The 26,426-nt window shown below is 63.5% G+C and carries 27 protein-coding genes; 16 read left to right on the top strand and 11 right to left on the bottom strand.

Going from position 1 to position 26,426, the window contains the following annotated elements:
- Window positions 1-230 precede the first annotated feature (230 nt).
- Window positions 231-530 (bottom strand): antibiotic biosynthesis monooxygenase, encoded by a 300-nt coding sequence (locus ACIQUG_RS12795; RefSeq protein ID WP_043613796.1) that lies wholly within the window; start codon window positions 528-530, stop codon window positions 231-233.
- 363 nt (window positions 531-893) lie between these two features.
- Between ACIQUG_RS12795 and ACIQUG_RS12790 the strand changes: the two genes are divergently transcribed.
- The 9 genes from ACIQUG_RS12790 to ACIQUG_RS12750 all read left to right on the top strand — a co-directional run bounded on the left by ACIQUG_RS12790 (window position 894) and on the right by ACIQUG_RS12750 (window position 9,105).
- Window positions 894-3,368 (top strand): heavy metal translocating P-type ATPase, encoded by a 2,475-nt coding sequence (locus tag ACIQUG_RS12790; RefSeq protein WP_402323023.1) that lies wholly within the window; start codon window positions 894-896, stop codon window positions 3,366-3,368.
- A gap of 99 nt (window positions 3,369-3,467) precedes the next feature.
- Window positions 3,468-3,938 (top strand): Cu(I)-responsive transcriptional regulator, encoded by a 471-nt coding sequence (cueR, locus tag ACIQUG_RS12785; RefSeq protein ID WP_034799282.1) that lies wholly within the window; start codon window positions 3,468-3,470, stop codon window positions 3,936-3,938.
- A 95-nt stretch (window positions 3,939-4,033) separates the two neighbouring features.
- Window positions 4,034-4,423, top strand: a complete 390-nt coding sequence (locus ACIQUG_RS12780; protein WP_402321892.1) for a hypothetical protein — start codon at window positions 4,034-4,036, stop codon at window positions 4,421-4,423.
- Window positions 4,424-4,622: 199 nt separating this feature from the next.
- Window positions 4,623-4,847, top strand: a complete 225-nt coding sequence (locus ACIQUG_RS12775) for a hypothetical protein (RefSeq protein WP_402321889.1) — start codon at window positions 4,623-4,625, stop codon at window positions 4,845-4,847.
- Window positions 4,844-6,301, top strand: coding sequence for a TolC family protein (locus ACIQUG_RS12770; protein WP_402321886.1), 1,458 nt, complete (start codon window positions 4,844-4,846; stop codon window positions 6,299-6,301). Before ACIQUG_RS12775 ends, ACIQUG_RS12770 begins: the two co-directional genes overlap by 4 nt.
- 67 nt (window positions 6,302-6,368) lie before the next feature.
- Window positions 6,369-7,706: a multicopper oxidase family protein gene (locus ACIQUG_RS12765; protein WP_402321883.1), complete on the top strand. Its 1,338-nt coding sequence runs from the start codon at window positions 6,369-6,371 to the stop codon at window positions 7,704-7,706.
- A gap of 50 nt (window positions 7,707-7,756) precedes the next feature.
- A complete protein-coding gene (locus ACIQUG_RS12760) occupies window positions 7,757-8,242 on the top strand; it encodes a plastocyanin/azurin family copper-binding protein (protein ID WP_402321880.1) in 486 nt (161 codons plus the stop codon).
- 27 nt (window positions 8,243-8,269) lie between these two features.
- Window positions 8,270-8,557, top strand: coding sequence for a copper-binding protein (locus ACIQUG_RS12755; RefSeq protein ID WP_402321877.1), 288 nt, complete (start codon window positions 8,270-8,272; stop codon window positions 8,555-8,557).
- An 89-nt stretch (window positions 8,558-8,646) separates the two neighbouring features.
- Entirely contained in the window at window positions 8,647-9,105 is a 459-nt protein-coding gene (locus ACIQUG_RS12750; RefSeq protein ID WP_371826517.1) for a DUF411 domain-containing protein, read from the top strand.
- 113 nt (window positions 9,106-9,218) lie between these two features.
- Here the strand turns inward: ACIQUG_RS12750 and ACIQUG_RS12745 are convergent, their stop codons facing one another.
- Both ACIQUG_RS12745 and ACIQUG_RS12740 read right to left on the bottom strand, forming a co-directional pair.
- Window positions 9,219-9,614 (bottom strand): VOC family protein, encoded by a 396-nt coding sequence (locus ACIQUG_RS12745; RefSeq protein WP_402321874.1) that lies wholly within the window; start codon window positions 9,612-9,614, stop codon window positions 9,219-9,221.
- A gap of 122 nt (window positions 9,615-9,736) precedes the next feature.
- Complete coding sequence (locus ACIQUG_RS12740) at window positions 9,737-10,453, bottom strand: phosphoribosyltransferase (protein WP_402323022.1); 717 nt, start codon at window positions 10,451-10,453, stop codon at window positions 9,737-9,739.
- Window positions 10,454-10,609: 156 nt separating this feature from the next.
- Here ACIQUG_RS12740 and ACIQUG_RS12735 point away from each other — a divergent pair, with 156 nt between their 5' ends.
- Window positions 10,610-11,785 (top strand): M20 aminoacylase family protein, encoded by a 1,176-nt coding sequence (locus tag ACIQUG_RS12735; protein WP_402321871.1) that lies wholly within the window; start codon window positions 10,610-10,612, stop codon window positions 11,783-11,785.
- A gap of 136 nt (window positions 11,786-11,921) precedes the next feature.
- On the opposite strand, the gene ACIQUG_RS12730 is transcribed toward ACIQUG_RS12735, so the two are convergent.
- The 7 genes from ACIQUG_RS12730 to ACIQUG_RS12700 all read right to left on the bottom strand — a co-directional run bounded on the left by ACIQUG_RS12730 (window position 11,922) and on the right by ACIQUG_RS12700 (window position 19,460).
- Window positions 11,922-13,679, bottom strand: a complete 1,758-nt coding sequence (locus ACIQUG_RS12730; RefSeq protein ID WP_402323021.1) for an adenine deaminase — start codon at window positions 13,677-13,679, stop codon at window positions 11,922-11,924.
- Window positions 13,680-13,705: 26 nt separating this feature from the next.
- Window positions 13,706-14,626: a nucleoside hydrolase gene (locus tag ACIQUG_RS12725; protein ID WP_402321869.1), complete on the bottom strand. Its 921-nt coding sequence runs from the start codon at window positions 14,624-14,626 to the stop codon at window positions 13,706-13,708.
- A 6-nt stretch (window positions 14,627-14,632) separates the two neighbouring features.
- Window positions 14,633-15,661, bottom strand: coding sequence for an ABC transporter ATP-binding protein (locus ACIQUG_RS12720; protein WP_402321866.1), 1,029 nt, complete (start codon window positions 15,659-15,661; stop codon window positions 14,633-14,635).
- Window positions 15,654-16,433: an ABC transporter permease gene (locus ACIQUG_RS12715; RefSeq protein WP_402321863.1), complete on the bottom strand. Its 780-nt coding sequence runs from the start codon at window positions 16,431-16,433 to the stop codon at window positions 15,654-15,656. The genes ACIQUG_RS12720 and ACIQUG_RS12715 overlap by 8 nt, the downstream gene beginning before the upstream one ends.
- A complete protein-coding gene (locus tag ACIQUG_RS12710) occupies window positions 16,430-17,257 on the bottom strand; it encodes an ABC transporter permease (protein ID WP_402321860.1) in 828 nt (275 codons plus the stop codon). The genes ACIQUG_RS12715 and ACIQUG_RS12710 overlap by 4 nt, the downstream gene beginning before the upstream one ends.
- Before the next feature lie 104 nt (window positions 17,258-17,361).
- Entirely contained in the window at window positions 17,362-18,384 is a 1,023-nt protein-coding gene (locus tag ACIQUG_RS12705; protein ID WP_402321857.1) for a PotD/PotF family extracellular solute-binding protein, read from the bottom strand.
- Window positions 18,381-19,460 (bottom strand): LacI family DNA-binding transcriptional regulator, encoded by a 1,080-nt coding sequence (locus tag ACIQUG_RS12700; RefSeq protein WP_402321854.1) that lies wholly within the window; start codon window positions 19,458-19,460, stop codon window positions 18,381-18,383. Before ACIQUG_RS12700 ends, ACIQUG_RS12705 begins: the two co-directional genes overlap by 4 nt.
- A 435-nt stretch (window positions 19,461-19,895) precedes the next feature.
- Here ACIQUG_RS12700 and ACIQUG_RS12695 point away from each other — a divergent pair, with 435 nt between their 5' ends.
- The 6 genes from ACIQUG_RS12695 to ACIQUG_RS12670 all read left to right on the top strand — a co-directional run bounded on the left by ACIQUG_RS12695 (window position 19,896) and on the right by ACIQUG_RS12670 (window position 25,922).
- Window positions 19,896-21,440, top strand: a complete 1,545-nt coding sequence (locus ACIQUG_RS12695; RefSeq protein WP_402321851.1) for an ABC transporter substrate-binding protein — start codon at window positions 19,896-19,898, stop codon at window positions 21,438-21,440.
- Between the two features lie 218 nt (window positions 21,441-21,658).
- Complete coding sequence (locus tag ACIQUG_RS12690) at window positions 21,659-22,624, top strand: ABC transporter permease (protein WP_402323020.1); 966 nt, start codon at window positions 21,659-21,661, stop codon at window positions 22,622-22,624.
- The gene (locus ACIQUG_RS12685) at window positions 22,621-23,472 is read left to right on the top strand and encodes an ABC transporter permease (RefSeq protein WP_402321848.1); all 852 of its coding nucleotides are present in this window, start codon (window positions 22,621-22,623) and stop codon (window positions 23,470-23,472) included. Before ACIQUG_RS12690 ends, ACIQUG_RS12685 begins: the two co-directional genes overlap by 4 nt.
- A complete protein-coding gene (locus ACIQUG_RS12680) occupies window positions 23,469-24,281 on the top strand; it encodes an ATP-binding cassette domain-containing protein (protein ID WP_402321845.1) in 813 nt (270 codons plus the stop codon). Before ACIQUG_RS12685 ends, ACIQUG_RS12680 begins: the two co-directional genes overlap by 4 nt.
- Window positions 24,275-25,021, top strand: coding sequence for an ABC transporter ATP-binding protein (locus tag ACIQUG_RS12675; RefSeq protein WP_402323019.1), 747 nt, complete (start codon window positions 24,275-24,277; stop codon window positions 25,019-25,021). Before ACIQUG_RS12680 ends, ACIQUG_RS12675 begins: the two co-directional genes overlap by 7 nt.
- 193 nt (window positions 25,022-25,214) lie before the next feature.
- Window positions 25,215-25,922, top strand: coding sequence for an OmpW family protein (locus ACIQUG_RS12670; protein ID WP_402321842.1), 708 nt, complete (start codon window positions 25,215-25,217; stop codon window positions 25,920-25,922).
- Window positions 25,923-25,984: 62 nt separating this feature from the next.
- Here the strand turns inward: ACIQUG_RS12670 and ACIQUG_RS12665 are convergent, their stop codons facing one another.
- Entirely contained in the window at window positions 25,985-26,404 is a 420-nt protein-coding gene (locus ACIQUG_RS12665; RefSeq protein ID WP_043613745.1) for a CBS domain-containing protein, read from the bottom strand.
- Window positions 26,405-26,426 lie beyond the last annotated feature (22 nt).

Genomic DNA, 26,426 nt, shown 5'->3' with positions numbered 1-26,426 from the left:
CGACATAGCCATTGCCTGCGGTGACCTCAACCCGTCATCGCGCCTTCGTCGCAGTGTTCTTTTCTCAACGCACCTAAATCCGGCGCGAGATGTCGCGCCGCTTCTGACATTGCCCCACACGTTCACGAGCCGACGACATCACTGCCGTCAGATCCGCGACCTTGGCAGGCAACAACACTCTTCCCGTCAACCGACTGGCGGAGCCGTTGCCGTCACCTTTCTCAGCGACATTAACGCGCCATTTCGAAGATCGCCTCGCCGGAAATAGGGTCCGTGACCCCGAGATCCTGACCGAGTTCCAGGAGCGTATCGCGGAACGTATCGAGGTTCGCCTTCATCATGGGACGTGCCGCAGCGATCGCCTCAAGGCTTTCCCACTCGGCAATTGAGAAATACGATCCATCCGCAGCCTTGCTGAGCGCCATCTTCCGCAAACCTTCAAAGTCGCGAAGAGCGCTGCGAAAAAGGTGCTCGAACCGTTCCTCTTGGCCGGGTCTCACGCGGAAACGGACACAATTGTAAGCCGTCATCCTAACCTCCCTATGGGACGCAACTTCTACAGGATGGATCCGATACGGTTCACTCGCAAGAGGCAGGCAAAGTACGGTTGCAGCCTTGGATCGCCGGCAAGCCTTGAGCCATTCGACCTGAGCTTTGACAAGCCTCCCGGGCTCCGCGGTCAAGCTTGCGTCAAGGACGCTGCGACCATGCATTCCGGGCAATTGTCGCTGCGGTGGCAGACCTCTCCAGGCCGCTCCGAAGATGGCGCCCAGAAATCTCCTTTTCGCCCTTGACCTTCCCATCGTTGGAAGCCCCATCTTGCGACAAAAGACAGAGAAAGGAGCACGATCATGGGATCTGTGACCCCCATTAGAACGAACGATCTCGAAGCGATGTCCGCCGCGGCATTAAGCGCCAGCATTCCCGTCGAGGGCATGACCTGCGCATCCTGCGTGGCACGCGTCGAAAAGGCGATTCGCGCCGTGCCTGGTGTCACCGAAGCCTCGGTCAACCTCGCAACCGAACGCGCCGACGTCCGCTTCGATGCCAGCACAAAGTCCGCCGATATCGTCAAGGCGATCGAGAATGCCGGATATGGTGCGGCCGAAGACACGATCGAGCTCACCATCGAAGGCATGACCTGCGCCTCCTGCGTCGCGCGCATCGAAAAGGCGCTGAAGACCGTGCCGGGTGTCACCGAGGCCAACGTCAACCTGGCCACCGAGCGCGCGTCGGTGCGGGTAACCAAGGGCATCGCCACGGCCGCAGCACTCGAAGAAGCGGTCCGCGTTGCCGGCTATGCCGCCAAGCGCATCACCGGCGACGAAAGCGTCGACCGCGAAGGCGAGAAGCGCGAACAGGAGACCCGCAAGCTTGCGCGCTCGCTGCTGATTGCCGGCGTGCTGACGCTGCCGATCTTCATGCTTGAAATGGGCTCGCACTTCATTCCGGCCGTGCACGAATTCGTCATGAACAATATCGGCATGCAGGAAAGCTGGTATCTGCAGTTCGTGCTGACAACGCTGGTGCTCTTCGGCCCGGGCCTGCGCTTCTACCAGAAGGGCGTTCCCGCCCTCTTCCGCCTGGCGCCCGACATGAACTCGCTGGTCGCGATCGGCGCGTCCGCCGCCTGGATCTATTCGGTCGTCGCCACCTTCGCGCCCGACCTTCTGCCTGACGGTACGGCCAACGTCTATTACGAAGCCGCTGCCGTCATCGTGACGCTGATCCTGCTCGGCCGGTTCCTGGAAGCTCGCGCCAAGGGCCGGACCTCCGAGGCGATCAAGCACCTGATGGGCCTGCAGGCAAAGACCGCCCGCGTCATCCGCAACGGCGAGACGATCGAGGTTCCGTTGTCCGACGTGCAGACCGGCGACACCGTCGTCGTGCGTCCCGGCGACCGGGTTCCGGTCGATGGCAGCGTCCTCGACGGCAAATCCTATGTCGACGAATCGATGATCACCGGCGAGCCGGTTCCGGTCGAAAAGATCGCCGGCAGCGAGGTGGTCGGCGGCACGATCAACAAGACCGGATCCTTCACCTTCCGCGCCACCAAGGTCGGCGCCGACACGGTGCTGGCGCAGATTATCAAGATGGTCGAGCAGGCCCAGGGCGCCAAGCTGCCGATCCAGTCGCTGGTCGATCGTGTCACCGCCTGGTTCGTGCCGGCCGTCATCGCGATTGCGCTTCTGACCTTCGGCATCTGGCTTGTCTTCGGTCCCGATCCGGCGCTCACCTTCGCGCTCGTCAACGGCGTCGCCGTACTGATCATCGCCTGCCCCTGTGCCATGGGCCTTGCCACGCCGACCTCAATCATGGTCGGCACCGGCCGTGCCGCCGAAATGGGCGTGCTCTTCCGCAAGGGCGAGGCACTGCAGACCTTGCGCAACGCCGCAGTCATCGCCGTCGACAAGACCGGAACGCTGACCAAGGGACGGCCGGAACTGACCGATCTTGCCACCGCCGAAGGCTTCGAGCGTGACGCCGTGCTGGCGCTGGTCGCGGCCGTCGAAACCCGCTCCGAGCACCCGATCGCCGAAGCGATCGTCGAGGCGGCCAAGGCAAAGGGTCTTGATATCGCTGAACCGGCCAGGTTCGAGGCAATCCCCGGTTTCGGCGCCAGCGCCGAGGTGTCGGGCCGCACCGTCCATGTCGGTGCCGACCGGCTGATGACGCAGCTGAAGCTCGACGTGTCGGCCTTCGCCGACCAGGCGGCCCGCCTCGGCTCGGAAGGCAAGAGCCCGCTCTATGCGGCGATCGACGGCAAGCTTGCGGCGATCATCGCGGTTGCCGACCCGATCAAGGAGACGACGCCGCAGGCGATCCGCATGCTGCACGATCTCGGCCTGAAGGTCGCGATGATCACCGGCGACAATCGTCGCACCGCCGAGGCGATCGCCGCCAAGCTCGGCATCGACGAGGTCATCGCCGAAGTGCTGCCGGACGGTAAGGTCGCGGCCCTGAAGAAGCTGAAGCAAGGCGGGCGGGCGGTCGCCTTCGTCGGCGACGGCATCAACGATGCACCAGCGCTCGCCGAAGCCGATGTCGGCCTCGCGATCGGCACCGGTACGGACGTTGCCATCGAAAGCGCCGACGTGGTGCTGATGTCGGGTGATCTCTTGGGTGTGCCGAATGCGATCGCGCTGTCCAAGGCGACGATCCGCAACATCAAGGAGAACCTGTTCTGGGCCTTCGCCTACAACGCGGTGCTGATCCCGGTTGCCGCCGGCGCCCTCTACCCGGTCTACGGCCTTCTGCTGTCGCCGATCTTCGCGGCCGGCGCCATGGCGCTGTCGAGCGTCTTCGTGCTCGGCAATGCGCTCCGGCTTCGGGCCTTTCGCCCGGTTGCCGCAGCACAGGCGGCCTAGGTTCGATCGTCTCCCCGGCTCTCGCCAGCATGGCGGAAGCCGGGGAGAGCCCTTATATTCTCAAGGGAATGGCCGCACGGCGGTAACAAGGATGACATCATGAATATCGGCGAAGCTTCCCGCGCCTCCGGCGTCTCGACGAAAATGATCCGCTATTACGAGACGATCGGCCTCATCCCGCAGGCCGACCGCAGCGAAGCCGGCTATCGCAACTATGGCGACAACGATGTCCATACGCTGCGCTTCATTCGCCGCTCGCGCGATCTCGGCTTCACCGTCGAGCAGATGGCCGACCTTTTGGCGCTCTGGCGCGACCGCGAGCGCGCCAGCGGCGAGGTCAAGAAGATCGCGCTCGAACATGTCGAGATCCTGGAGCGCAAGGCCGAGGAATTGAAGGCGATGAGCCGGACGCTCAAGCATCTCGCCGCCCATTGTCATGGCGACGGGCGCCCGGACTGCCCCATACTCGAGGACCTCGCCGACGCCACGAACGCGCCGACGAAGGCAACCGAGCCCGCTCGCTTCGGTACGGCCGGCATCGATCCGGTCCGCAACCGGCGGCACGGGTGACGACGCGTATGCAGCCCCGGAGGCCTCACGCATTCGTGACGGCGCCAAGCGCAAGCAGCATTGACAGGAATCAAAGGCGTTTCTACGGATCGATCATGAAGAAGGTGCGAACCACATATCTGCGTTTGCTGATAGTGCTCAAGCTGGCGATCGCTTTGTCGCTGGCCGTGCTGCCCTTTTCCACCGCCTCCGGCATGATGCATGCGGCCGCGCACGGCTCGATGCAGATCGAGGCAGCCGCCAATCCGATGCAATCTGCGACCGAGCATTGCCCGAGCCTCGACAAGGGCAAGGTGAAGCCGGCACAGGAAAACGGCAAGGCGGACAAGAAGGATTGCTGCAAGACCTTCTGCGCCGCCGTCGCGGTGCTTGGCGATTTCGACGGCAGCCATCCGACGTTCCCACGCTCGGTCCGCAATTTCGGCCCGCACCCGCAGCTCACCCCCGGTGAGCTTGACGGCCTTCATCGCCCCCCAAGAGCCTGATTTCGTGAACCTGTGACCGCTGCCGCGGGCTTCTTTTGGTCCTTGCCGACTAAAGGGTCTGTGGCGGTGCGAAGCGCTGCCGTGGCTTCCGCGTGTCCGATGAGACGCTCGCCCCACCTCTAGCGCGGTCCGCGACAAGGCCCGCCCGGTTTCATCCGGTCGACCGCCGACCTCTGCCATTCACATTTCAGGTTTGACCATGAAACGTTTGCTTTCCATGGCGCTCCTGCCCATGATCCTGGGCGGATGCGCTGCCACATTGCCTGCCGAGGTCTCAAGCCTTGGCGATCCCGCCAACAGCACGAGCGGCATTCGAAGCACGCAGTATCGCAGCCCCATTTCGGGCTACACCCACCGCGAACCGACCGGCCCCAAGGCCTGGGGACCGCTCAACGACGCGCAGTCCAAGGGAGACGCGTCATGAGGCTTCGCAAACTCAACCTCGCAGCAGCCATCGGTCTGCCTCTCGTGCTCGCCGGATGCGTGACCGAATACTCGGCCAAGGACGCGGGCTTCACCACCGTAGATGCCAAGGTCTCGACGGCCGCGACCAAGAAGAGCGTCTGGATCCAGAACCGCGAACAGGCCGACAAGGTCAATGCCGAGGTCAAGGCGCTGCTGAAGCGCAAGACCATCGACGCCGACACGGCCGTTCAGATCGCCCTTCTCAACAACAAGGGCCTGCAGGCGGCCTATGCCGATCTCGGCGACGCGTCGGCTGATGCCTGGCAGGCGACCTTGTTCCTCAACCCCACCGTCTCGATCGGCACCACCGGAATCGGCACGCCGGAACTGCAGGCCTATAAGGCGATCGAGGGCCTCGTCACGACCAACATCCTGGCGCTCCTGACCCGCGACAAGACGATCGCCATTGCCGATGCGCGTTTCCGCCAGGCGCAGCTCAACGCGGCGCTCAGCACACTGCAGCTGGCGGCCGAAACCCGCCGCGCCTGGATCGAAGCGGTTGCCGCTTGGGAAACCGTCGCACAGCTGAACCAGGCCCAGGCGGCGGCAGACGCCTCCTCGGAGCTCGCCGCAAAACTTGGCGAAACCGGCGCCATGGGCAAGGGCAACCAGGCGCGCGAGCACGTCTTCAACGCCGAACTTGCCGGCCAGACGGCAGAAGCCCGGCTTGCGGCGCGTCTTGCCAAGGAGAACCTGACGCGCCTGATGGGTCTCTGGGGTTCCGACGTCGATTACCAGGTTCCCAACCGCCTGCCGAACCTGCCGAAGACGCTGGCGCGCAAGGACAGCATCGAGGCGGAAGCGCTGAAACGCCGCGTCGACCTGCAGATCGCCCGCCTCGACCTCGAAGCGGTGGCCAAGTCCTACAAGCTCACCGAAGCGACCCGCTATGTGACCGACCTCGAGCTCATCGCCGGAGCGGAAGCGGAACGGGAGAAGGAGGACGACGGCACCAAGGTCGAGACAACAGGCCAGTTCGAGCTCGAATTCGTGATCCCGATCTTCGACAGCGGCAGCGCGCGCATGCGCAAGTCCGAGCTTGCCCATATGCGCTCGGCAAACCTGCTGGCGGAAAAGGCGGTCAACATCCGCTCGGAAGCCCGCTCGGCCTATGAGGCCTACCGCTCGCGCTACGACATCGCCCGGCACTACCGCAACAACGTCGTGCCGCTGCGCAACAAGATCGAGGAGGAAGCGACCCTCAGCTACAACGGCATGATCACCAGCACCTTCGAGCTGCTTGCCGACGTCAGGGCCAAGGTCAATTCGACCGTGCTCTCCGTCAACGCAAAGCGCGATTTCTGGCTGGCCGATGCCGACCTGATGACCGCCATCCACGGCGGCGGATCAGGTGGCTCGGCTGGAGGGGCGGCAGCACCCGCGGCAGCGGAAGCCGGCGGCGCCGGGCACTAGGGCGGGTTGAGGAAAAATGTGTGCGGTTTTCCGTACGCATCCCGCCTCATTCAAAAAGGATCAGATCATGTTCAACAGAAGAAACTTCCTCGGCGCCGGTGCTGCTCTCGTCTCGACCGCCGCCTGGGCGCAAACCTCCAACTCCGGGCTGCCCGAAGCGGCAAGCATGGACAATGCCACGACCCAGAAGCCGCTCGTGCCGACGAGCGGACCGGACTACAACCCGGTCGTCACCCTCAACGGCTGGACGCTGCCGCACCGCGTGAACAACGGCGTCAAGGAATTTCACCTTGTCGCCGAGCCGGTCGAACGCGAGATGGCCGACGGGATGACCGCCTATCTCTGGGGCTATAACGGCCAGTCGCCGGGCCCGACGATCGAGGCGGTCGAGGGCGATCGCGTCAGGATCTTCGTCACCAACAAGCTGCCGGAGCACACCACCATCCATTGGCACGGCATGATCCTGCCCTCGGGCATGGACGGTGTCGGCGGCCTGTCGCAGCCGCATATCCCCGCCGGCAAGACCTATGTCTACGAGTTCGACCTCGTGAAGTCCGGCACCTTCATGTACCACCCCCATGCCGACGAGATGGTGCAGATGGCCATGGGCATGATGGGCTTCTTCGTGGTGCATCCGAAGGATCCGAACTTCATGCGCGTCGACCGCGACTTCGTGTTCCTGCTCAATGCCTATGACATCGATCCCGGCACCTATGTGCCGCGCATCATGGAAATGACCGACTTCAACATGTGGTGCTGGAACAGCCGGATCTTCCCGGACATCGACCCTCTGGTCGTGTCGAAGAACGACCGGGTGCGGGTCAGGGTCGGCAACCTCACCATGACCAACCATCCGATCCATATGCATGGTTACGACTTCGAGGTCACCTGCACCGACGGCGGCTGGGTCAGGCCGGAGGCACGCTGGCCTGAAGTGTCGATCGACATCCCCGTCGGCGCCATGCGCGCCTACGAGTTCGACGCCAAGTACGAGGGCGACTGGGCGATCCATTGCCACAAGTCGCACCACACGATGAACGCCATGGGTCACGATATCCCGACTTTCATCGGCGCCGACAAGAAATCGGTCGCGGCGAAGATCCGCAAGGTGAAGCCCGACTACATGCCCATGGGTACGGCCGGCATGGCCGACATGGGCGAAATGGAAATGCCGCTCCCCGACAACACGATCCCGATGATGACCGGCTGGGGTCCGCACGGCGCGTTGGAGATGGGCGGCATGTTCTCGGTGGTTAAGGTGCGCGAAGGCATCTCCGCCGGCGATTACAGCGATCCCGGCTGGTACGAAAACCCACCGGGAACACAGGCCTGGGAATGGACCGGTGCTTTGCCGGAACCGACGCGGGCCAAGGATGCCAAGACCGTGCTCACGCCCAAACCGTGAGAGGGCGGCCGACTGCAATGAACTCTTTCAAATCCATCAGGAACATTACGATGAAGAAATCAGCATTCGCTCTGGCGCTCGTTGTCGCCTCCGCCCTTTCCTCCCAGGCGCTCGCCAGCGGCAGCCACGCCGGCGGCGACGACAAGGTGTCGATCGGCGAGCCCGGCGACAGCAAGAAGTCGACGCAGACGATCCGCGTCACCATGAAGGAAACCGACGACGGCAAGATGATCTTCACGCCCTCGACCATCAAGGTTCGCCAGGGCCAGACGGTCCACTTCGCGATCAAGAACGCCGGCGAACTCGCGCATGAATTCGTGCTCGACGACAAGGCGACGATCCAAGAACACAAGATCACCATGGAGAAGTTCCCGGACATGGAGCACGACGACCCGAACGCCATTCGGCTCGAGCCCGGCAAGTCCGGTGACATCTACTGGACCTTCACCAATGACGGCACCTTCGAATTCGCGTGCCTGGTGCCGGGCCACTACGACGCCGGCATGCACGGCCCGCTCGACGTCGTGAAGAAGTAACCCGAGAAAACAGGAAAGGATGAAACCATGAAAACCGTAGGTACCCTCTTTGCAGCGCTCGCGCTCACCGTTTCCGCCGCCTTCGCCCTGCCCGCTTATGCGGCGGAGTTCACCAAGGGCGTGGTCAAGAAGATCGACACCAAGGCCAAGAAGGTGACGATCGACCATGAGGATCTGAAGAACCTCGACATGCCGGCCATGACCATGGTGTTCCGCGCCGACGACGCGGTGCTTGCCAAACTCAAGGAAGGTGCTGCGATCGAATTCGTCGCCGACCGGGTCAACGGCAAGCTTACGGTGACCGAGGTCAAGTAAACTGCGGCAAACCGCCCGGGTCGACTTTGCGCGGCCCGGGCGTCACAATCCGGAAATCAGGAAGAAACGGAAAGGAGTGTTCGATGAACGTGTTACGCAGGCATTTCGTTGCAGGCACGATTGCGGGCATCACCCTCTTGGCAACAGGCGCAGTCGCGGCAACCGGCACCATGGCGGTCTACAAGGACCCGCAATGCGGTTGCTGCGAACTATGGGCGGACGCGATGGAAGCGGCCGGCTACAAGGTCGAGGTGCGCGACGAGGCCGACATGTCGGTGATCAAGACGCGCTTTGCGGTTCCCGCCGACATGGAAGGCTGCCATACCGCCGTCATCGACGGCTATGTCATCGAGGGTCATGTACCGCTCGAGGCGGTCAAGAAGCTGCTCTCGGAAAAGCCTGATGTCGCAGGCATCGCGGTTCCCGGCATGCCCTCGGGTTCGCTCGGCATGGGCAATGATCCGCAGGCCTCCTACGATGTCTACACGATCGCAAAGGCAGGCGGCGCGAAGTCGACGGTCTATTATCAGGTCCGGCCGGCGAACTAGAAACCGGTCCCAGCCGTTCAAAGCCCTCTGGGCTGTCTTGCACGAAAAGTTCGGGCGCGTCCGCGATCGCGGCGGTGCCCGAACTTTGACGTCGCCTCGCCAATTGAGACGCCCTAAACTGCGGTGCCTGCGGCGCCCAAGTCCTGTGGCTCTCCGATCTCGATTGCATGCCCGTCCGGATCGTAAAATCGAAAGACGCGCTGACCCCACGTCTGCAGCTCGATCGGATGGATCAGCTCCACATGCGGTGCGATGCGCGCGAAGGCTGCTTCTACATCGTCATCCTCGAAATACAGGAGCACGTTTTTCCGCCCATAGGGTTCGCCCGAAGACAGGTCCTGCCGCCAGATCGTCCGCTGGAGCGCGCGTCCTTCGTGGATGGCAAAGCCGCCCTCGAAAAGCACGAAGTCGCCGAAGTCCTCTCGGATCGTCAGACCAAGTACTGTCTCGTAAAAGACCCGCGATCGGTCGATGTCGCCGACAAAGGGGATCGGATTGATGAAGCGCATGAATTGCCTCGCTGCTGCAACGCCGGGTCGAGGCTAGCGCGCTGCGGTCGCAGGAGGCAAAGGAATTTGTTTGGGCGAGAGCGCAGGCACATTCGGGCGACTGGGTGGCAGCCGTCGCTCGATCAAGCCCCTCGCCAGCTACCGTCCTCGTTGCGGGTGAGCAGCGGCGTCTGGAACACCCCGACGACACGCTCCGGCCAATGCGGCGCGCGGTCGGCGAGCGGCTGGCGCCAGCGCTCGGTCTGCAGCATGGCGGCGCCGATCGCGACCGGCTCGATGCCACAGGTCTCCATCAGCGTCAGCCCGGCAAGGATCGACGTGCCGCTCGAAATCACATCGTCGATCAGCACCACCCGTTTTCCTTCCAGCAGCGGCAGCATGCGCGGATCGACATAGAGCCGCTTCTTCTGGTCGGGCGTCGTAATCGAGGAAAGCGGGACGGAGAGATCGTCGACATACCAGAATTTCCTGGAGGTCCCGAGCGGCACGTAGCGGCTGTGGCCGAGCTTGCGGGCGACGGCCGAGGCGAGCGTCAGGCCGAGCGTCGGCAGGCCGGCGACGACTTCGGGCTCATAGGGCGCGAGCTTGGCGGCCAGTTCCGTTGCCAGCGCATCCTCGACGGCAAAGCTCGCCTGATTGACGATCAGCGAGGCCAGCGCATGCTTGCCGTCGGAAAGCGGACGGATCGGCAACAGGATCTGGCTGCCATCGCCGAGAGATACCGGGAAGAAATTGCGATAACCCGCCTGAATGTCGAAGCTTTTCGGCGGGTAGATTTCCTGCCAGAAGTCGTGGGGCTGCATCGGTCCGGTCCTCGTCTGCGCGCTTTCGCCCGAAATGAAAGGCGATCAAAAAGGCCGGCTTGCTGTTCTGGTTCCGGCCGTTTTCGTCTATACCGTTTGCGACTTCGATCAAACCGAAAGGGCGCCGCGGCTGAAGCAAAGCACGCGGAATTCACAAGCCCCTTCGCGCAATGAACATGGGAATGCCTGACGATGCGCCTGCCAGACGGAATAGCCGACGACCTCACCTTCCTCACCGACTTCCGTCGCGATCTGCATGCCCATCCGGAACTCGGCTTCGAAGAGGTACGCACCAGCGACCTCGTTGCCAAATGGCTTGAAGACGCAGGGATCAAGGTCCACCGAGGCTTGGGAAAAACCGGCGTCGTCGGTACGCTGCAGGTCGGCAACGGCACGCGCTCGATCGGCCTTCGCGCCGATATGGACGCGCTTGCCATGCCGGAAATCGCCGATCGTCCCTACAAATCCCGCGAGGCCGGCAAGATGCATGCCTGCGGCCATGACGGCCACACGACAATGCTGCTCGGCGCTGCCCGCCATCTGGCGAAGACGCGCAATTTCTCCGGGACCGTGCACTTCATCTTCCAGCCTGCCGAAGAAGGGCGTGGCGGTGCGAAGCGCATGGTCGAGGACGGGCTGTTTAACCTGTTTCCCTGCGACGCAGTCTACGGCCTGCACAACATGCCCGGTCTCGATCCCGACGAAATGGCCGTCGTAGCCGGCCCGCAGCTTGCCTCGTCCGATAGCTGGCGGCTCACCTTCCGCGGCGTCGGCACCCATGGGGCCAAGCCGCATCTCGGCCGCGATCCGGTAACGGCATCAGGCACCTTCCTTGCCTCGCTGCAGTCGATCGTCGGTCGCGTCGTCGATCCCTTGCAGCCAGCCGTCGTCAGCGCCTGCTCCGTGCGCGCCGGCGACCAGAAGGCGCTCAACGTCATCCCCGACATCGTCGAAATTGGCGGTACCGCCCGCGCCTATACGCCCGAAGTGCGCGATCAGCTCGAAACGGAGATCGGCCGTCTCGCGCGCGGTACGGCAGAGATGTACGGGATTTCCGTCGACTACGAGTTCGAACGCCGCATTCCGCCCGTCGTCAACGACGCCGATGCCACGGCCAGGGCGTTGAGCGCCGCTCAGGCGGTGTTCGGCAAGAAGACCCGCGCGGCATTTCCGCCGTCAACCGCCGGCGACGACTTCGCCTTCTTCGGGCTGGAGGCGCCCGGCTGTTATGTCTGGCTTGGCAACGGCCCCGCCGTCGATGGCGCGCTGCATCACAACACCGCCTATGATTTCAACGACGAAGCGATCGGTCCGGGCGCCGCCTTCTGGTCGACCCTGGTGGAGCAGGAACTGGCACAGGCGGAGTAACGCGTGCATCGCGAAGATGCCCGCGGGAACCCGTGTTCTCAAGGATTTAGAGCCAGCGCTTAAAGAGCGAGGCTGCCCGCCTCGACGGAAGTGGCGTCGGACTTCAAAGGCCGCCCAGGCCGGGTGGCCTTGAATGTCAGGCTTCAAGGATCTCGAGGATCGGGCTTTCCATGACCGTGCCCGTCGCCACGTCGGCGATGCCGCGATCGGTCTGGTGCGGGCCGGCGTTGCAGGCGAGCGTCGCGCCGAAGCAGGCCTTGAAGACCAGGTATGGCGGCTGCCAATCGACGATGCGGCCGACCGCTTCGCGGAGTGCTGCAAAGTTATCCGCCACCTCTTCCAACGGCGTCTCGGAAACCAGCCCGGCAAGCGGCAGCGGCAGGAGCGCATCGACCCTGCCACTGGACGCGACAGCCATGCCGCCGCCCGATGCAATCACAGCATTGGCCGCGATCGCCATATCCTGCGCATTGCCGCCGAAGACCGTGAGGTTGTGGCTGTCATGCGAAACCGTGGTCGCAAAGGCGCCGCGCCAGGTGCCCCAGCTCGACAACAGACCAACGCGCGGTCGGCTATCGGCGCGCCCATGACGATGCGCGACGGCGATCAGAGTCGTGCCCTCAGGCGGAACGACGAAGCCGCCCTCAACCTGAGCAACGGCTTCGCCCCACTGGGTGAAACGCGGCCGATCGATGGTCGCGATGCGGACCTTGGTGCCGTCGGCAGGAATGCGGAAATCGTCATCCGAAAGCGGCGCGATCTTCATCGTGCCGTGCAGGCTCTCGGCGGCGATGCTGCTCAGCGGCTCGATCATCCGACTGGCATCTGCAATCATTTTGCCATCGACAATGACGGTGCGCGCACGGAAATCAACGAGATCCTCGAAGAGCACGATATCCGCCCGGCGGCCTGGCGCCACGAGCCCAAGGTCGTGACGGCCGAGGCGCACGGCGCCGTTCAGCGTTGCCGCCCGAAGCGCCCATTCGGCGGGCAGGCCATAGCGCACCAGCCGGCGAACGACGTCGTCGAGGCCGCCGGCATGGGCGAGATCGTCGGGGAAGACGTCGTCGGTGCAAAGCGTTACCGTCTGAGGAAGATGGCCGAGAGCCTTGATCGTCCTGACGAAATCCGGCAGCAGGTGGTCGTGCGAGCCGCGCAGTTCGATCGACAGACCGGCCCGGAGCTTTGCCAGGAGATCGTCGCCCGAGACCAGCTCATGGTCGGAGCTGACGCCGGCCGTCACGAAGGCCTGGAGATCGGAGCCGGCAAGACTGCGCGCATGGCCGTTGACCGGCTTGCCGGCCGCAAGCCCCGCCTGGACGATCCCGGTGATGCGCGCTTCGCCGTCGATGACGCCGCGCATGTTCATCATTTCGGCGATTCCGCCGATTTCCGGCCAGCTCAAAATGTCGGCAATCACATCAGCGTCGAAATCGGCGCCGGCCAGCTCCAGGCCGGGGGCAGACGGCACGCTGGAGGGCGCCAGCAGCACCGTGCGCAGCGGCAGATCGCGACTGGCGTCCGCCGCCCAGCGCACGCCGGCAACGCCGTTGACATTGCCGAACTCATGCGGATCCCAGACGACGGTCGTCACGCCACGCGGCAACACCGCATTGGCATAGGTCGCCGGCGTCACCATGGAGCTTTCGACATGCATGTGCGTGTCGATCAGGCCGGGCGAAACGAAAGCGCCGGTGGCATCAACAACGGTTACTGCGTCACTGCGCGCGCCCGGTTCGTGAACGCTTGCAATCAACGATCCGACGAGGCCGATATCGGCCGGACGAAGCTCTCCGGTCACCACGTCGACGAGCGTGCCGCCCGAAATCAAAACGTCGAACGGCTCGGCACCACGCGCTGCGGCCACTGCCCGGCTGCGGAGTGCCGCATCCATCAGGTCCTGAGGCTGCTCTTTGAAACTCACTTCTGCGCTTCCTTCATCAGGGCGCCCAGGATTTGTGCCCGCGTCGTCTCGACATGGGCATCGACAGCATATTCGGCATTGAAGATCGCATGGCTTTCGCGCGTTTCGACGACGGTACGCCCGCGGGTCAGTGTCCCGCCAAGTTCGACGTCGATGCGCGCCTGGCGAAACGAGACCGCGCCCGGATTGACGAAGGCAACGGCAGCGCAAGGATCATAGATCGCCATGCCGGGTCGCCCACGGCTGGTGCCGATCGAAATGAAGCCGGCAAGCAGATCGGCGATGAGGGCCGCGTGGGCGCCACCCGCCGAGCGGATCGGCGCGACGTCATCGGGGTAGGCAAAGACCTTGCGGCAAAGATCGAGATCGACCATGCGCAACGGCAGGCCATGCGCGATGACGATCGCCAACGCTTCCGGGTCAGCAAAGGCGTTGAACTCGGCGGATGCCGTATGGTTGCCGCTGGTGACACCGCCGCCCATCCAGGTGAGATCGGTGATCCGGCTGGCCAGGTCCGGACGGGCAAGACAAAGGGCAGCGAGATTGGTGAGCGGTCCGAGTGCCAGAATGCGCTTCGGGCCCTCCTGCTCCAGCCAGCCGCAAAGGGCGGCAAAGGCGTCGCTCGCCGGCAAGGCGTCAGCCTCCGGCAGCGTCAGGCCGGCGGTCGGCATGCCGGCTTCGCCGAGGATGCGTTCGGCGGTTTCGAGCTTGCCGAGCACCGGAAGGGCACGGCCTTCGTGGATTGGGAAAGCCCAGTCGAAGGCGCGCGCGGCACTGGCTGCATTGCGCTTCACCCGGTCAAGCGGCGTGTTGCCGAAGACGAGCGAAACGCCGTCGATCTCTTCACCGGCATGAAGGACGACAAGCACGGCGGCGATGTCGTCGAACCCCATGTCCGTATCGATCCAGACACCCATTTGACCTTACCCGAACTTCTTGAGGCGTGCGGCCTTCTCGACCGGCAGGTCGAAGGCGATGGCAGAACCGGTTTCACGGGCTGCAAGCGCTGCATCCTCTTCCGCTTTGATGGCGCCGAGCGGCGTATCGAGCAGATACTCGCGCGTGCTGCCGGAGAAAGAGGCTCCGCGCACAGTGCCTTGGAAAGGACCTGAACCAAGGGTCACCATGCGCGGACGCCACGCAAGCCCTGCCGTGTCAGGCGGCAGGGATCCGGAAAGATCGATCGGGCCGTTTTCGGCCTTCAGCTTGCCGCCCTCGACGGCAAAGATGTTTTCGAAACCGACGAAATCGGCGACGAAGCGCGAGATCGGGCGGTTGTAGATATCCTCGGGCGTGCCGATCTGCTCGATCGCGCCGTTCAGCATGACAACGATGCGGTCCGCCAGCGACAGGGCTTCGCCCTGATCGTGGGTGACGAAGATCATCGTGACGCCGGTTTCCTTCTGCACCCGCTGCAGTTCCGTGCGCATTTCGAGACGCAGGCGAGCATCGAGGTTCGACAGCGGCTCGTCGAGAAGCAGCACCTTCGGTTCCATCACCATGGAACGCGCCAGCGCCACGCGCTGCTGCTGGCCGCCCGAAAGCTCGCCCGGCTTGCGGGCGGAGAACTTCGAAAGCCCGACGGACTTGAGGCCAGCCGTCACCTTGCTCTCGATATCGGCAGCCGGCAGCTTCTTCAGCCGCAGGCCGAAGGCGACATTTTCGAACACGGTCAGGTGCGGGAACAGCGCGTAGGACTGGAAGACGAGGCCGACGGAGCGCTTGTTGGCGGACACGCGGGTGATGTCGGCGCCATCAAGCTTGATCGCGCCGGAGGCCGGCGACAGCAGGCCGGCGATCGAGCGCATCGTCGTCGTCTTGCCGCAACCGGAGGGCCCAAGGAACGCCACAAGTTCGCCCTTGCGGATCGAAAGGTCGAGATCCTTCACCGCAACGGTGTCGCCATAGGCGAGCGTCAGTTTTTCAAGGCTGAGGAAGGGGGCGTCAGACATAGCGAGAGAATCCCAGGAAGCGTTCGGCAAGGAAAACGATGCCGATGGACATGAAGGCGAGCAGTGCCGAGAGGGCTGCGACCGACGGATCGTAGGTGATCTCCATGTAGGAGAGCATGTCGATCGGCAGGGTGCGCACTCCCGGGCCGGAGAGGAAGAGCGACACCGGCACCTGGTTGAAGCTCGTGACGAAGCCGAGGATGAAGGCGGCGAGAATGCCGCTGCGGATGTTCGGCATCACCACGCGGAAGAAGGCGCCGGCGCGTGACGACCCGAGCAGCACGGCCGCCTCTTCGATATCCGAGCGCAGGTTGTTGAGGCTCGCCGAGACGACCCGCACCGCATAGGGCAGAACCAGCGCGGTGTGGGCGAGGAACAGGGTCAGCGTGATGTTGAGGCCAAAGGGCACGACGATGTAGCGCAGGAGCGCCAGGCCGACGATGATGCCCGGCACGATGATCGGCAGCGACACGATCGTGCGGATGGTTTCGCCGAAAGGCAGCTTGTAGCGCGACAGGGCGTAAGAGGCGGGAACGCCGAGCACGAGAGCGGCCGCCGTGCCGCCGATCGCCAGCAGCATCGAGATCGCGAAGCTCTCCTGGAAGCTCTCGACCGTGAAGACCTTGGTGACCCACTTGAGCGAGAAGCCCTGAGGCGGGAAGGCCAGCGTCTCGCCGCCCGAAAGCGACGCCGCGACGATGATGAAGAACGGCCCGATCAGGAAGGCGATCACCAGGAAGAGGACGAGCGGAGTAAAGATACGAGGGGTCATCGCTTGTTCCTCGCAGTGGCAAGCCGTTTCAGGAGAAGATTGGCGGCAAAGCTCATGACGATCAGGATGAAGGCGATGACGCTTGCGGCGACGAAGTCGTTGGCGACGGTGACGCGCTGGTAGAGCAGCGTTTCAAGCATCAGAACCTTGGAGCCGCCGAGGATCGCCGGCGTGATATAGGCGGTGAGCGAACCGGTGAAGACCAGTGTTCCCCCGATTACAAGGCCCTCCTTGGTCAGCGGCAGGATCACCTTGAAGAACACCTGGAACCAGTTGGCGCCGAGAACGCGGGCCGCCGGGATCGCATCCTTCGGCATGTTTTCGAGCGCGCTGATCAAGGACAGGATCATCAACGGCAGGAACAGTTGCAGTAGGCCGATGAACACGGCGGTCTCGGTGAAGAGGAAGCGGATCGGCTCATCCGAGAGGCCGACGAGCTGCAGCGCCTGGTTGACGATGCCGGTGCGGCCGAGGATGACGATCCAGGCATAGGTGCGCGCGACCGACGAGATCATCAGCGGCAGCACGACGAGGCCGATCATCTGTCCCTTGTTGCGCGGCGACAGATTGACGATCGCAAAGGCCGCGGCATAGCCGATGACCGCCGAAACGACGGTAACCATCAGGCCGAGCCGGAAGGTGCGCAGGAAGACGGTGCGGTTCAGCGAATCGGAAAAGAAGGTCGTGTAGGCCGACAATGACCAGCTGTCGGCGCTGCGAAAGCCTTCCGCCAGCAGGATCACCACCGGCGCCAGAAAGACGATCGCCGCAAAAACCGCTGCGGGCAGAGCGAGCGCCAGGGCTTCGGCGCGGTTCTGGAACATCCTTCTTCCTTTCAAGGCATTCCTGGGTGCGTCTCATCGCGCCCGTCGCATCAAGTCTCCACCGGCGGTGCGTGTCCGCCGATGGAGGTCGCAATGGCTTGGACTTACTGGCCGACCTGGGCGTTCCACTCCGACAGCCACGCTTCGCGGTTGTCGAGGGCGACGGCCGACGGGATCAGCTTGAGATTCTTCACGGTCTCTTCGCCGTAGGTCAGGTTTTCGGCGATCTCGGGCGAGACCTTCACGTCCTTGTTGGCCGGGCTGTCGACCAGCTTTTCGGCAAGTGCGGTCTGAACTTCGGTCGAGAGCCAGAAGTCCATGAACTGAAGTGCGAGATCCTGGTTCTTGCCGCCCTTGGTCAGCACCATCACGTTCATGCCGCCGGTCTGGCCTTCCTTGGGCGTTGCCCACTTGATCGGCAGGCCGAGCTTGGTGAAGCCTTCCCAGGAGAAACGACCGATCGGGGCGGCCCAGATTTCTTCCTGCTGCATCAGCTGAACGAGCTGCGAGGACTTGACGTAGAAGGTGACGATCTCGTCCTTCTTGGCGCCGACGGCGGCGATCGCTTCCTTGAGGTCAGGCGTATTCTTGCCGATGGCTTCGCCGACCATGTAGAGCGCCGGCGGGCCTTGGTTGGTGGTGACGTTCGGGAACGCCACGTGGCTGGCGTTCTTCTCGCTCAGGAGGTCGGCCCAGGAGTTCACTTCCATCTTGTCCGAGCGGTAGACGATCGAGGTGGCATAGAAGGTGTAGCCGACGCTCATGCCGTCGCCGTTCGGGTCCTTGGCGAGGTCGTAGAGCTTGTTGAAGTTCTGGAGCTTCGAGGTGTCGATCTTTTCGATCAGATCGGCGCGGGTGGCCGAAAGCGCGTCGGCCATAGACACGACGGCCATGTCGACGACCGGGCTTGCCTTGTTGGCTTCCATCTTGGCCAGGCGCTCGACGCTGTTGCCGGTTTCGACGACGAGCTTGCAGCCGCACTTCTCTTCGAACGGTGTGTAGACCAGTTCCTTGAAGGCGTCCTGGGCAAAGCCGTAGACGGAAATGGTGAGCGTCTTGTCCTGGGCAGATGCGGCGTTGGCGGTAACGAGCAAGAGCGCGCTTGAGGCGAGCAGGAACTTCTTCATGGCTGGGGTCCTCCTTCGGTGACGGATGTGGCTGCGGTGACAGTGGTATGAACGGGTTGAGGCGCGGGCGGCGCTGCGGCCGATTGCCGGACGACCAGGTGCATTGGCACCTTGGAGGTCGCCGCCGTAACCGGCGCGCCGATCTCAGGATCGGACGGGTCGCGCTCGCTGATCGCCTTGACGAGCGCCGCGACGGCGACCGCCGCGATCTCGGTCATGTCCATGCGCGCCGTCGTCAGTGCCGGCGTGATGACCGGCGACCAGATCAGGTCGTCGAAACCGGTGACGCTTGCCTTTTCCGGCACATCGATGCCGGCGCGCTGCAATTCGGTGAGCGCCCGGAGCGCATGAAGATCGGAGATGCAGGCAAAGGCGGTGTAGCCTTCGGCCACCTTATCGGCGAGGCCGAGCGGACAGCCCTTGCCCGCCGCTTTTTCCAATGGCTCAATCCAGAGCGTATCGGTATGGCAGCCCTCGCCGAAGACCGAGCGGATGCCGCCGGCGCGGTCGTTCTGTACGTTCGAGGCGGGATTGTTGCCGATGATCAGCACCCGGCGGTGGCCGAGCACCTTCAGATGCTCGGCGATCTGCTGGCCGCCACCCCAATGGTCGGCAGCAACCGTGTTGCCAGGCGTCGAGGGCGTATCGATGACGGCAACCGGACAACCGACATCGGCAATGCGCGTGCCGCGCCTGGGCACGATCACGAGACCATCGACGTCGCGATCGATCAGACGCTCGATCGCCTTGGTCTGGGTCGAGACGTCACCGCGGGAGTCGGCGATCAGCACGCCATAGCCCGACGACGAAGCGGCGAGCTCGATTGCCTGGGCGATTTGCGGGAAGAGCGGATTGGCAATATCGGGAAGGACGAGACCGAGAACGCCGGTGCGGCCGGTGCGCAGCGCCCTGCCCGCCTGGCTCGGCACATAGCCGAGTTCGGCAGCGGTCGCGCGGATCTTTTCCACCATCTCGGCGGAGACGCGCCCCTTGCCGGAGAGCGCGTTGGAAACCGTCGCCGCGGAGACGCCCAGCGTTCTGGCAATCCTCGTCAGTTTTGGTCCGGAACGCGCCAAGACAGTGTTCCCGCTATCGCGTGATTAAACGATTAATCAGCCGATATATCAGAATCTCCCGACTGTCGAATCCTTTTGTCGACTCGTTGCATTTTGCAATTTTCGAGGGAAAACCTACGCGAACAACAATCAATTTCTGCCTGACCCCCGGCATTCACAGCCAGCGGAAGGAATTCGCGCCAATTTGTCAAAGGGTGGGCAGGCCTATCCAAGGCCGGCCTGATATATCTCTGTCCACGACATGCGGTGAAAAGCGAAATGCGCATCTGCCCAACCGCCGCAATCGCGGGTACAAATTTCAACTTCGCCTGACAAAAGAAATCAATTTTCCCACTAAATTACTAGGGAATAAGTATGATGCACGGCAATCGTCCGATGGCTAGAATTCGGGCGGCGGTGCGATCCGCACAACAGGCATAAGCAGGAGTTTGGGACATGACTGGCACTATCATCGGCTTTGGCAAGACCACGGGACAGGCCCGCCGGGCGCGCGGCGCAACCTTGGCAGCCACCACGCTGGCACTGGCTCTTGCGTCGAGCACGGCCGTTTTTGCCGAGGACGCGAAGTTCGATCCCAACGCCTCGATCGCCATCGGCTCGCTTTATGAGCCGCAGAACCTCGACAACACTGCCGGCGCCGGCCAGGGCATCAACGAAGCCTTCAACGGCAATGTCTATGAGGCGCTGTTCACGCTGACCGATGCCGGCGACGTTCAGCCGGGCCTCGTGGCCGAGCAGAGCGTCAGCGACGATGGCCTCACCTACACTTTCAAGCTTCGCCCCGGCGTCACCTTCCACTCCGGCGATCCTCTAACGGCCGCCGACGTCAAGTACAGCATCGAGCGCGTGACGGCCGAGCAATCCAAGAGCTCGCGCAAGAAGAGCCTTGCAACCATCAACTCCATCGAAACGCCCGATGACCAGACGGTCGTCGTCAAGCTGTCCGCCCGCTCGATCTCGTTGCCCTACAATCTGAGCTATGTCTGGATCGTCAATGATGCAGCCAAGGACCTGAACGCGGGCGAAGACGGCACAGGCCCCTATCGCCTCGACGAATGGCGCCGCGGTTCGTCGCTAGCGCTCGTCCGCAACGACAAATACTGGGGCACGGCACCGACCAATGACGAAGTCGTCTTCCAATATTTCACCGATGCGACCGCGCTCAACAATGCGCTATTGACCGGCGCCGTCGACATCGTCACCAGCGTCCAGAGCCCGGACTCGATTGCCCAGTTCAAGGACAATCCTGACTTCACGGTCACTGCAGGCCAGTCGACGACCAAGGAACTGCTTGCCTTCAACGACCGCGTCGCCCCCTTCGACAACGTCAAGGTCCGCAAGGCGATCGCCCGTGCCATCGACGACAAGAAGCTCCTGACCTCGATCTGGGGCGAATACGGCACGCTGATCGGCTCCTTCGTTCCGCCGACCGATCCCTGGTACGTGGACCTGACCGCCGTCGACGCCTATGACGTCGAGAGCGCCAAGGCGCTCTTGAAGGAAGCGGGCTTTGCCGATGGCTTCACCTTCAAGCTCGATACGCCGAACTACGATCCGCACCCGATCGTCGCGCAGTTCATCCAGAGCGAACTCGCAAAGGTCAACATCAAGGTCGAGATCAACGTGATCACCGCCAACGAGTGGTACACCAAGGTCTACAAGGCGCATGACTTCCAGGCGACGCTGCAGGAGCACGTCAATCACCGCGACATCGTCTTCTACGGCAATCCGGATTTCTACTGGGGTTACAACAATCCCAAGGTCGTCGATCTGATCAAGGCGTCGGAGGCCGCCGCCAACACCGACGAGCAGACGGCGAAGCTGAAGGAAGCCAACACGATCATCGCCGAAGATGCGGCCAGCAACTGGCTCTACCTCTACCCGCAGATCGTCGTCTCGAGCTCGGCCGTCACCGGTTATCCCGTGAACGGCCTGAACTCGCAGTTCTTCGCCTTCGGCATCAAGAAGAGCGAGCAGTAAGCGGCATCACTATCCGATGCGCCCTAGCGTCGGATGCATAAACAACAGCCCCTGGATCCGTTCCGGGGGCTGATTGCGTTTCGCGCCAATTGTCCGGGCAATTCGCCGTCCTTCCACAGGCGCGACCAAAGATGGACCATGCTCTAGCCTGCCCGATCTTTTTGGTGCAAAAGCCAGCTCTCTGATCACGGCCCCCGTGAGAAGAAAGGAATGCAGCCATTCTCACCTATCTCGTCCGCCGCTTTGCCATTCTGCTTCTGTCGCTGCTGATCGCGGCGGTGGTGCTGTTCGTGCTTTTGCGCCTTTTGCCCGGCGATCCCGCCAATGCGCTTCTCTCTGTCGGCGCCGATGCCGTGCAGATCGAGAAGGCGCGCGAACAGGTCGGCTCGAACCTACCGCTCTGGCAGCAGTTCCTGCGCTTTGCCGGCAGCCTCGCCCGCTTCGATCTCGGGACCTCTTTTGTGAGCGGCAAGCCGGTGATCGAGGAGATCGCCGCGCGGCTGACGGTCACCGTGCCGCTGGCGCTGATGGGCTTCGTGCTCGCCGTCCTGATTGCCGTTCCGCTCGGCATCCTCTCGGCCGTCAAAGCTGATCGCTGGTATGGCGGACTGATCTCGACCATTTCACAGCTCGGCATCGCCATCCCCGTCTTCTGGGTCGGCATCCTGCTGGTCACGGTGTTTGCCGTCACCTTCCGGTTGTTCCCTTCGGGCGGTTTTCCCCGCCGCGGCTGGCAGAACGAGGGACAGGTGCTCTATGCGCTTGCATTGCCCGTCATGACGATCGGCCTCGTCATGGGCGCGTCCCTGCTGCGCTACGTGCGCTCGGCGACCCAGGACGTCCTCGGCAGCGACTATCTGCGCACCGCACGTGCCCTCGGCGCCAGCTTCCCCGAGGCGCTCATTCGTCACGGCATCCGCAACGGCGCCGTGCCGATCGTCTCCATCCTCGGCATCGAGCTGGCAACGACCTTGCTCGGAGCAGTCGTCGTCGAGCGCGTCTTCGCCCTTCCGGGCCTTGGCTCGATGCTGTTGCTCGCAATCGAGCAGCGCGACTATCCGAATGTTCAGGGCGTTCTGTTCATCTCCACCCTGCTTGTGCTGCTCATCGGTTTTGCCGCTGATCTCACCCAAAGGCTGATCGATCCGCGCCTGCGCGAACGCGCCGTCGGAGGCAACGCATGAGCCCCGTCGATACAGCCGTTTCCGCACCGAAGCGCCGGCGCTCGCTGGCCCTGACCGTCGGCCTTGCCCTCGTCGGCCTCAACGTCGCCGTCGCGGTACTGACGCTTTTCTGGACGCCCTATGATGCGCTGAATGCCTCGGGTGGACGACTGGAAGCGCCGTCACTTTTGCACTGGCTCGGCACTGACCGCCTGGGCCGCGACCTGCTTACCCAGTTGATGATCGGCGCCCGTACCGCTCTGCTGGTCGGCACCGGTGCAGTTGCGATCGGGGCTGCGATCGGTGTCAGCCTCGGCGTTGTCGCCGCCTTCGCCACGCGCCTGGCCGACGACGTGATGGCTGCGACGCTCGATATCCTGATCGCATTCCCCACCCTGCTGCTTGCCATGCTGGTGGTGGCGGCAAGCGACAGCGCCAGCCTCTGGTCTGCGATCCTGGCACTCGGGCTTGCCATCTCGGCGATCGTTGCGCGGCTGACCCGCATCCTCGCCAAGCGCGTGCTTAGGCAGGACTACATCGTCGCCTCGCGCACGTCCGGAACCTCCTGGACCGGCGTCGTCTTCCGCCACGTGCTGCCCAATATCTGGCCGACACTGTCGGTCAATTTTGCCCTGCAGTTCGGCCTCGCCGTCATCGCCGAAGCGTCGCTCTCCTATCTCGGCCTTGGCGCGCCACCACCGAATGCCTCCTGGGGACGGCTGCTGCAGGAAGCGCAAGGGACCGTCTATACGGCGCCGATCGGCGCGATCGCACCGGGCATCGCCCTCGTCGCGCTCGTTATCGGCATGAATCTTCTGGCTGACGGCCTGCGCGATATCGCCGATCCGACGCGGGGGAGATCGCGATGATAGCGCTGCTCGACATCCAGGGTCTCGACATCCGCGCCGGCGACAAGCCTCTGGTGTCCGACCTCTCTTTCGCCATTCGCCCCGGTGAACGCGTCGGCCTGATCGGCGAATCCGGTTCCGGCAAGTCGATGACGGCAATGGCAGCGACTGGCCTGCTGCCGCCATCGATTGCCGTCGCCGGCTCGATCACGCTTGACGGGCAACAGGTTGTCGGCGCCACCGACCGGGTGATGAACCGGCTGCGCGGCGTCGCCGCAGCGGTCGTCTTCCAGGAGCCGTTGACCGCGCTCGATCCCCTGATGAAGATCGGCCGGCAGATCGCCGAACCGGTTCGCCGACGTCTGGAGCGGGACGGCGGCAAGGCAACGAAGGAAGCGGTTCAACGCGAAGTCCGCGACCTGGTCGACAAGGTGGCATTGCCGCAGCCCGACCGCATCATCAATTCCTACCCGCACGAAGTGTCCGGTGGCCAGCGCCAGCGCGTGGCCATCGCCATGGCGCTCGCCTGCCGCCCGAAGCTGCTGATTGCCGACGAGCCGACGACAGCACTCGACGTCACGACGCAGGCCGAGATCCTGAAACTGCTGGACCAACTGGTGCGCGAGACCGGCATGGCGCTTCTGTTCATCAGCCACGACCTGCCGGTCGTCTCCCAGGTCGTCGAGCGCGTCATCGTGCTGAAAAACGGCATCGCCGTCGAAGAGGGCCAGGTCGGCTCGGTCTTCGGCACACCGCAGCACGACTATACCAAAACCCTGGTCGAGGCCGCCCGCCTGTTCGACGAAGCGCTCGGAGCAACCGGATCATGATGCTCGATCTTCAAAACGTCAGCTTCGGCTACTCCCGCCAGCAGACCACGCTCGACAATGTCTCGCTCTCGGTGCGACCGAGGGTGAGCGTCGGCCTCGTCGGCGAATCCGGATCGGGCAAGACGACGCTGCTGCGACTGATGCTCGGGCTCATTCGCCCGACGAGCGGTACCATTCGCTTCGGCGAGGAAGCCCTCGACACCGGCAGCAGCGCCTTCATGCAACGCTACCGCCGCGCCGTGCAACCCGTTTTCCAGGATCCCTATTCCTCTCTCGACCCGCGCCAGCGGGTGATCGACATCATCGGCGAGCCGCTAAGGTCGCTGCGGATCCCGGGCGACCGGACGCAGGCGGTCATCGGTGCGCTCGAAGCGGTCGGGCTTCCTGCCGATGCACTCCGCCGCTACCCGCACGAGTTTTCCGGCGGCCAGCGCCAGCGCATCGCCATTGCCCGCGCCATCGTCGCCCGCCCTCAGATCGTCCTTGCCGACGAGGCGGTCAGCGCGCTCGACCTTTCCACCCGCATCCGCATCGTCGAGCTGTTCAAGACGCTCGCCGAGAAGTTGACGCTGGTTTTCGTCTCCCACGATCTCGGCGTCGTCGCGGCCCTCTGCGAGGAGATGGTCATTCTGGAGCGTGGCAAGGTGGTCGAAAGCGGCAAGACCCGCGACATTTTGGCCGCCCCGCAACATCCCTATACGCAGCGTCTTCTTGCCAGCATTCCGCGCATGCCCGCCTGACAAGGGATTGGCGCGGATATCGCGTCTTTAGCCGAATCCACCTTTATCCCCAAGGTCTTGATGATTCGCGCCTGCATTGATCCAGGACAACCGCTGAGACGCCCTGTTGAGCATAGTGCCGTCGGCCGCAGAATCCCTGCCGCCGAACGCCCTGGCCGGCGATGTTCAACTTCTTCTGGGGGTCCGGAAAATCATGCCTACTCGCGCCATTCTGCCATCTGCCGTCCTTTTCGCCGCATTCGCGGCGCCGCTCGCGCTCGCGACGGCGGCAGATCTCTCCGAGCCGGGCGCGGTCGCGGCACCGGAAATGCCACTGGCAAGCGAGCCCGGCCCGTGGATGATCCGTGGCCGCGCGCTCGCCGTCCTGCCTGACGACAAGGGCACACTCTATCTCAACGGCAGCGCACTCGACGGCGAAAAGGTCGGCGTCAGCAACTCCGTCGTGCCGGAACTCGACATCACCTACTTCTTCACCGACAACATCGCCGCCGAACTGATCCTCGGCACGACGCCGCACACGGCGCGCGGCAGCGGCTCGATCGCCGGCCTCGGCGAGATCGGCAAGGCCTGGCTGCTGCCGCCCACGCTCACACTGCAGTATCACTTTAACGTCACCGACGAGATCAAGCCCTATGTCGGCGCCGGCGTGAACTACACGATGTTCTACAACGAGAAGCCCCGCGGCGATTTCTCCAGCTTCAATCTGAAAAACACCTTCGGCGTGGCACTGCAGGCGGGCGTCGATATCAAGCTCGACGACCACTGGGGCCTGAACTTCGACGTGAAGAAGCTGTTCCTAGAGCCTGAGGTCAACGCCACCCTGCCGGGCGCCGGCGCTGTCAGCGGCAAGGTCAAGCTCGATCCGTGGCTGATCGGCACCGGTATCAGCTACCGGTTCTGACAGAACCAAACGAAACGGCTGGCGGCGCCTATTCAAAGGCGCCGCAAGCTGCAAAGCCGACGTCAGACGTGATGGGCCGTGACGGCCTTGGCGAGTTCGCCTGACAGTTGCTGGCTGCCGGCATGGGAGACGTCCCCGAGCGACAGCATACCGACCATGCGCTTGTCCTGGTCGATCACCGGCAGACGCCGCACCTGTTTTGCCTCCATCAGATGGACGGCATGTTCGATCGTCTCGTCCGTGCGGCAATAGACGATATCCCTCGTCATCACGTCCCGCGCCGTCATCGACGCCGGGTCCCGCCCGTTGGCAAAAGCGCGTAGCGCAATGTCGCGGTCAGTGACCATGCCGATCAGGCGGTCGTTTTCGCCGACCGGCAACGCGCCGATGTCCTCGTCGCGCATGATACGCGCGATCGTCTTCAGATCGGTTTCGGGAGAGATCCAGCGAGCGCCGGGATGCATGGCTTCCGATATTCTCATCTCATCCTCCTGTGCGTGAAAG

The sequence above is a fragment of the Ensifer sp. NPDC090286 genome, assembly GCF_044769565.1.
GTDB lineage: Bacteria > Pseudomonadota > Alphaproteobacteria > Rhizobiales > Rhizobiaceae > Ensifer.
This window is presented reverse-complemented; position numbering and strand designations above follow the sequence as displayed.

Excerpts from the sequence above, each read along its gene's own strand:
- ACIQUG_RS12665 (WP_043613745.1), bottom strand. The coding sequence starts at position 26,404 with ATGAGAATATCGGAAGCCATGCATCCCGGCGCTCGCTGGATCTCTCCC.
- ACIQUG_RS12695 (WP_402321851.1), top strand. The coding sequence starts at position 19,896 with ATGACTGGCACTATCATCGGCTTTGGCAAGACCACGGGACAGGCCCGC.
- ACIQUG_RS12725 (WP_402321869.1), bottom strand. The coding sequence starts at position 14,626 with ATGGGTGTCTGGATCGATACGGACATGGGGTTCGACGACATCGCCGCC.
- ACIQUG_RS12670 (WP_402321842.1), top strand. The coding sequence starts at position 25,215 with ATGCCTACTCGCGCCATTCTGCCATCTGCCGTCCTTTTCGCCGCATTC.
- ACIQUG_RS12715 (WP_402321863.1), bottom strand. The coding sequence starts at position 16,433 with ATGACCCCTCGTATCTTTACTCCGCTCGTCCTCTTCCTGGTGATCGCC.
- ACIQUG_RS12685 (WP_402321848.1), top strand. The coding sequence starts at position 22,621 with ATGAGCCCCGTCGATACAGCCGTTTCCGCACCGAAGCGCCGGCGCTCG.
- ACIQUG_RS12735 (WP_402321871.1), top strand. The coding sequence starts at position 10,610 with ATGCGCCTGCCAGACGGAATAGCCGACGACCTCACCTTCCTCACCGAC.
- ACIQUG_RS12710 (WP_402321860.1), bottom strand. The coding sequence starts at position 17,257 with ATGTTCCAGAACCGCGCCGAAGCCCTGGCGCTCGCTCTGCCCGCAGCG.
- ACIQUG_RS12680 (WP_402321845.1), top strand. The coding sequence starts at position 23,469 with ATGATAGCGCTGCTCGACATCCAGGGTCTCGACATCCGCGCCGGCGAC.
- ACIQUG_RS12765 (WP_402321883.1), top strand. The coding sequence starts at position 6,369 with ATGTTCAACAGAAGAAACTTCCTCGGCGCCGGTGCTGCTCTCGTCTCG.
- ACIQUG_RS12780 (WP_402321892.1), top strand. The coding sequence starts at position 4,034 with ATGAAGAAGGTGCGAACCACATATCTGCGTTTGCTGATAGTGCTCAAG.
- ACIQUG_RS12775 (WP_402321889.1), top strand. The coding sequence starts at position 4,623 with ATGAAACGTTTGCTTTCCATGGCGCTCCTGCCCATGATCCTGGGCGGA.
- ACIQUG_RS12770 (WP_402321886.1), top strand. The coding sequence starts at position 4,844 with ATGAGGCTTCGCAAACTCAACCTCGCAGCAGCCATCGGTCTGCCTCTC.
- ACIQUG_RS12755 (WP_402321877.1), top strand. The coding sequence starts at position 8,270 with ATGAAAACCGTAGGTACCCTCTTTGCAGCGCTCGCGCTCACCGTTTCC.
- ACIQUG_RS12790 (WP_402323023.1), top strand. The coding sequence starts at position 894 with ATGTCCGCCGCGGCATTAAGCGCCAGCATTCCCGTCGAGGGCATGACC.
- ACIQUG_RS12730 (WP_402323021.1), bottom strand. The coding sequence starts at position 13,679 with ATGGATGCGGCACTCCGCAGCCGGGCAGTGGCCGCAGCGCGTGGTGCC.
- ACIQUG_RS12745 (WP_402321874.1), bottom strand. The coding sequence starts at position 9,614 with ATGCGCTTCATCAATCCGATCCCCTTTGTCGGCGACATCGACCGATCG.
- ACIQUG_RS12720 (WP_402321866.1), bottom strand. The coding sequence starts at position 15,661 with ATGTCTGACGCCCCCTTCCTCAGCCTTGAAAAACTGACGCTCGCCTAT.
- ACIQUG_RS12760 (WP_402321880.1), top strand. The coding sequence starts at position 7,757 with ATGAAGAAATCAGCATTCGCTCTGGCGCTCGTTGTCGCCTCCGCCCTT.
- ACIQUG_RS12705 (WP_402321857.1), bottom strand. The coding sequence starts at position 18,384 with ATGAAGAAGTTCCTGCTCGCCTCAAGCGCGCTCTTGCTCGTTACCGCC.
- ACIQUG_RS12795 (WP_043613796.1), bottom strand. The coding sequence starts at position 530 with ATGACGGCTTACAATTGTGTCCGTTTCCGCGTGAGACCCGGCCAAGAG.
- cueR (WP_034799282.1), top strand. The coding sequence starts at position 3,468 with ATGAATATCGGCGAAGCTTCCCGCGCCTCCGGCGTCTCGACGAAAATG.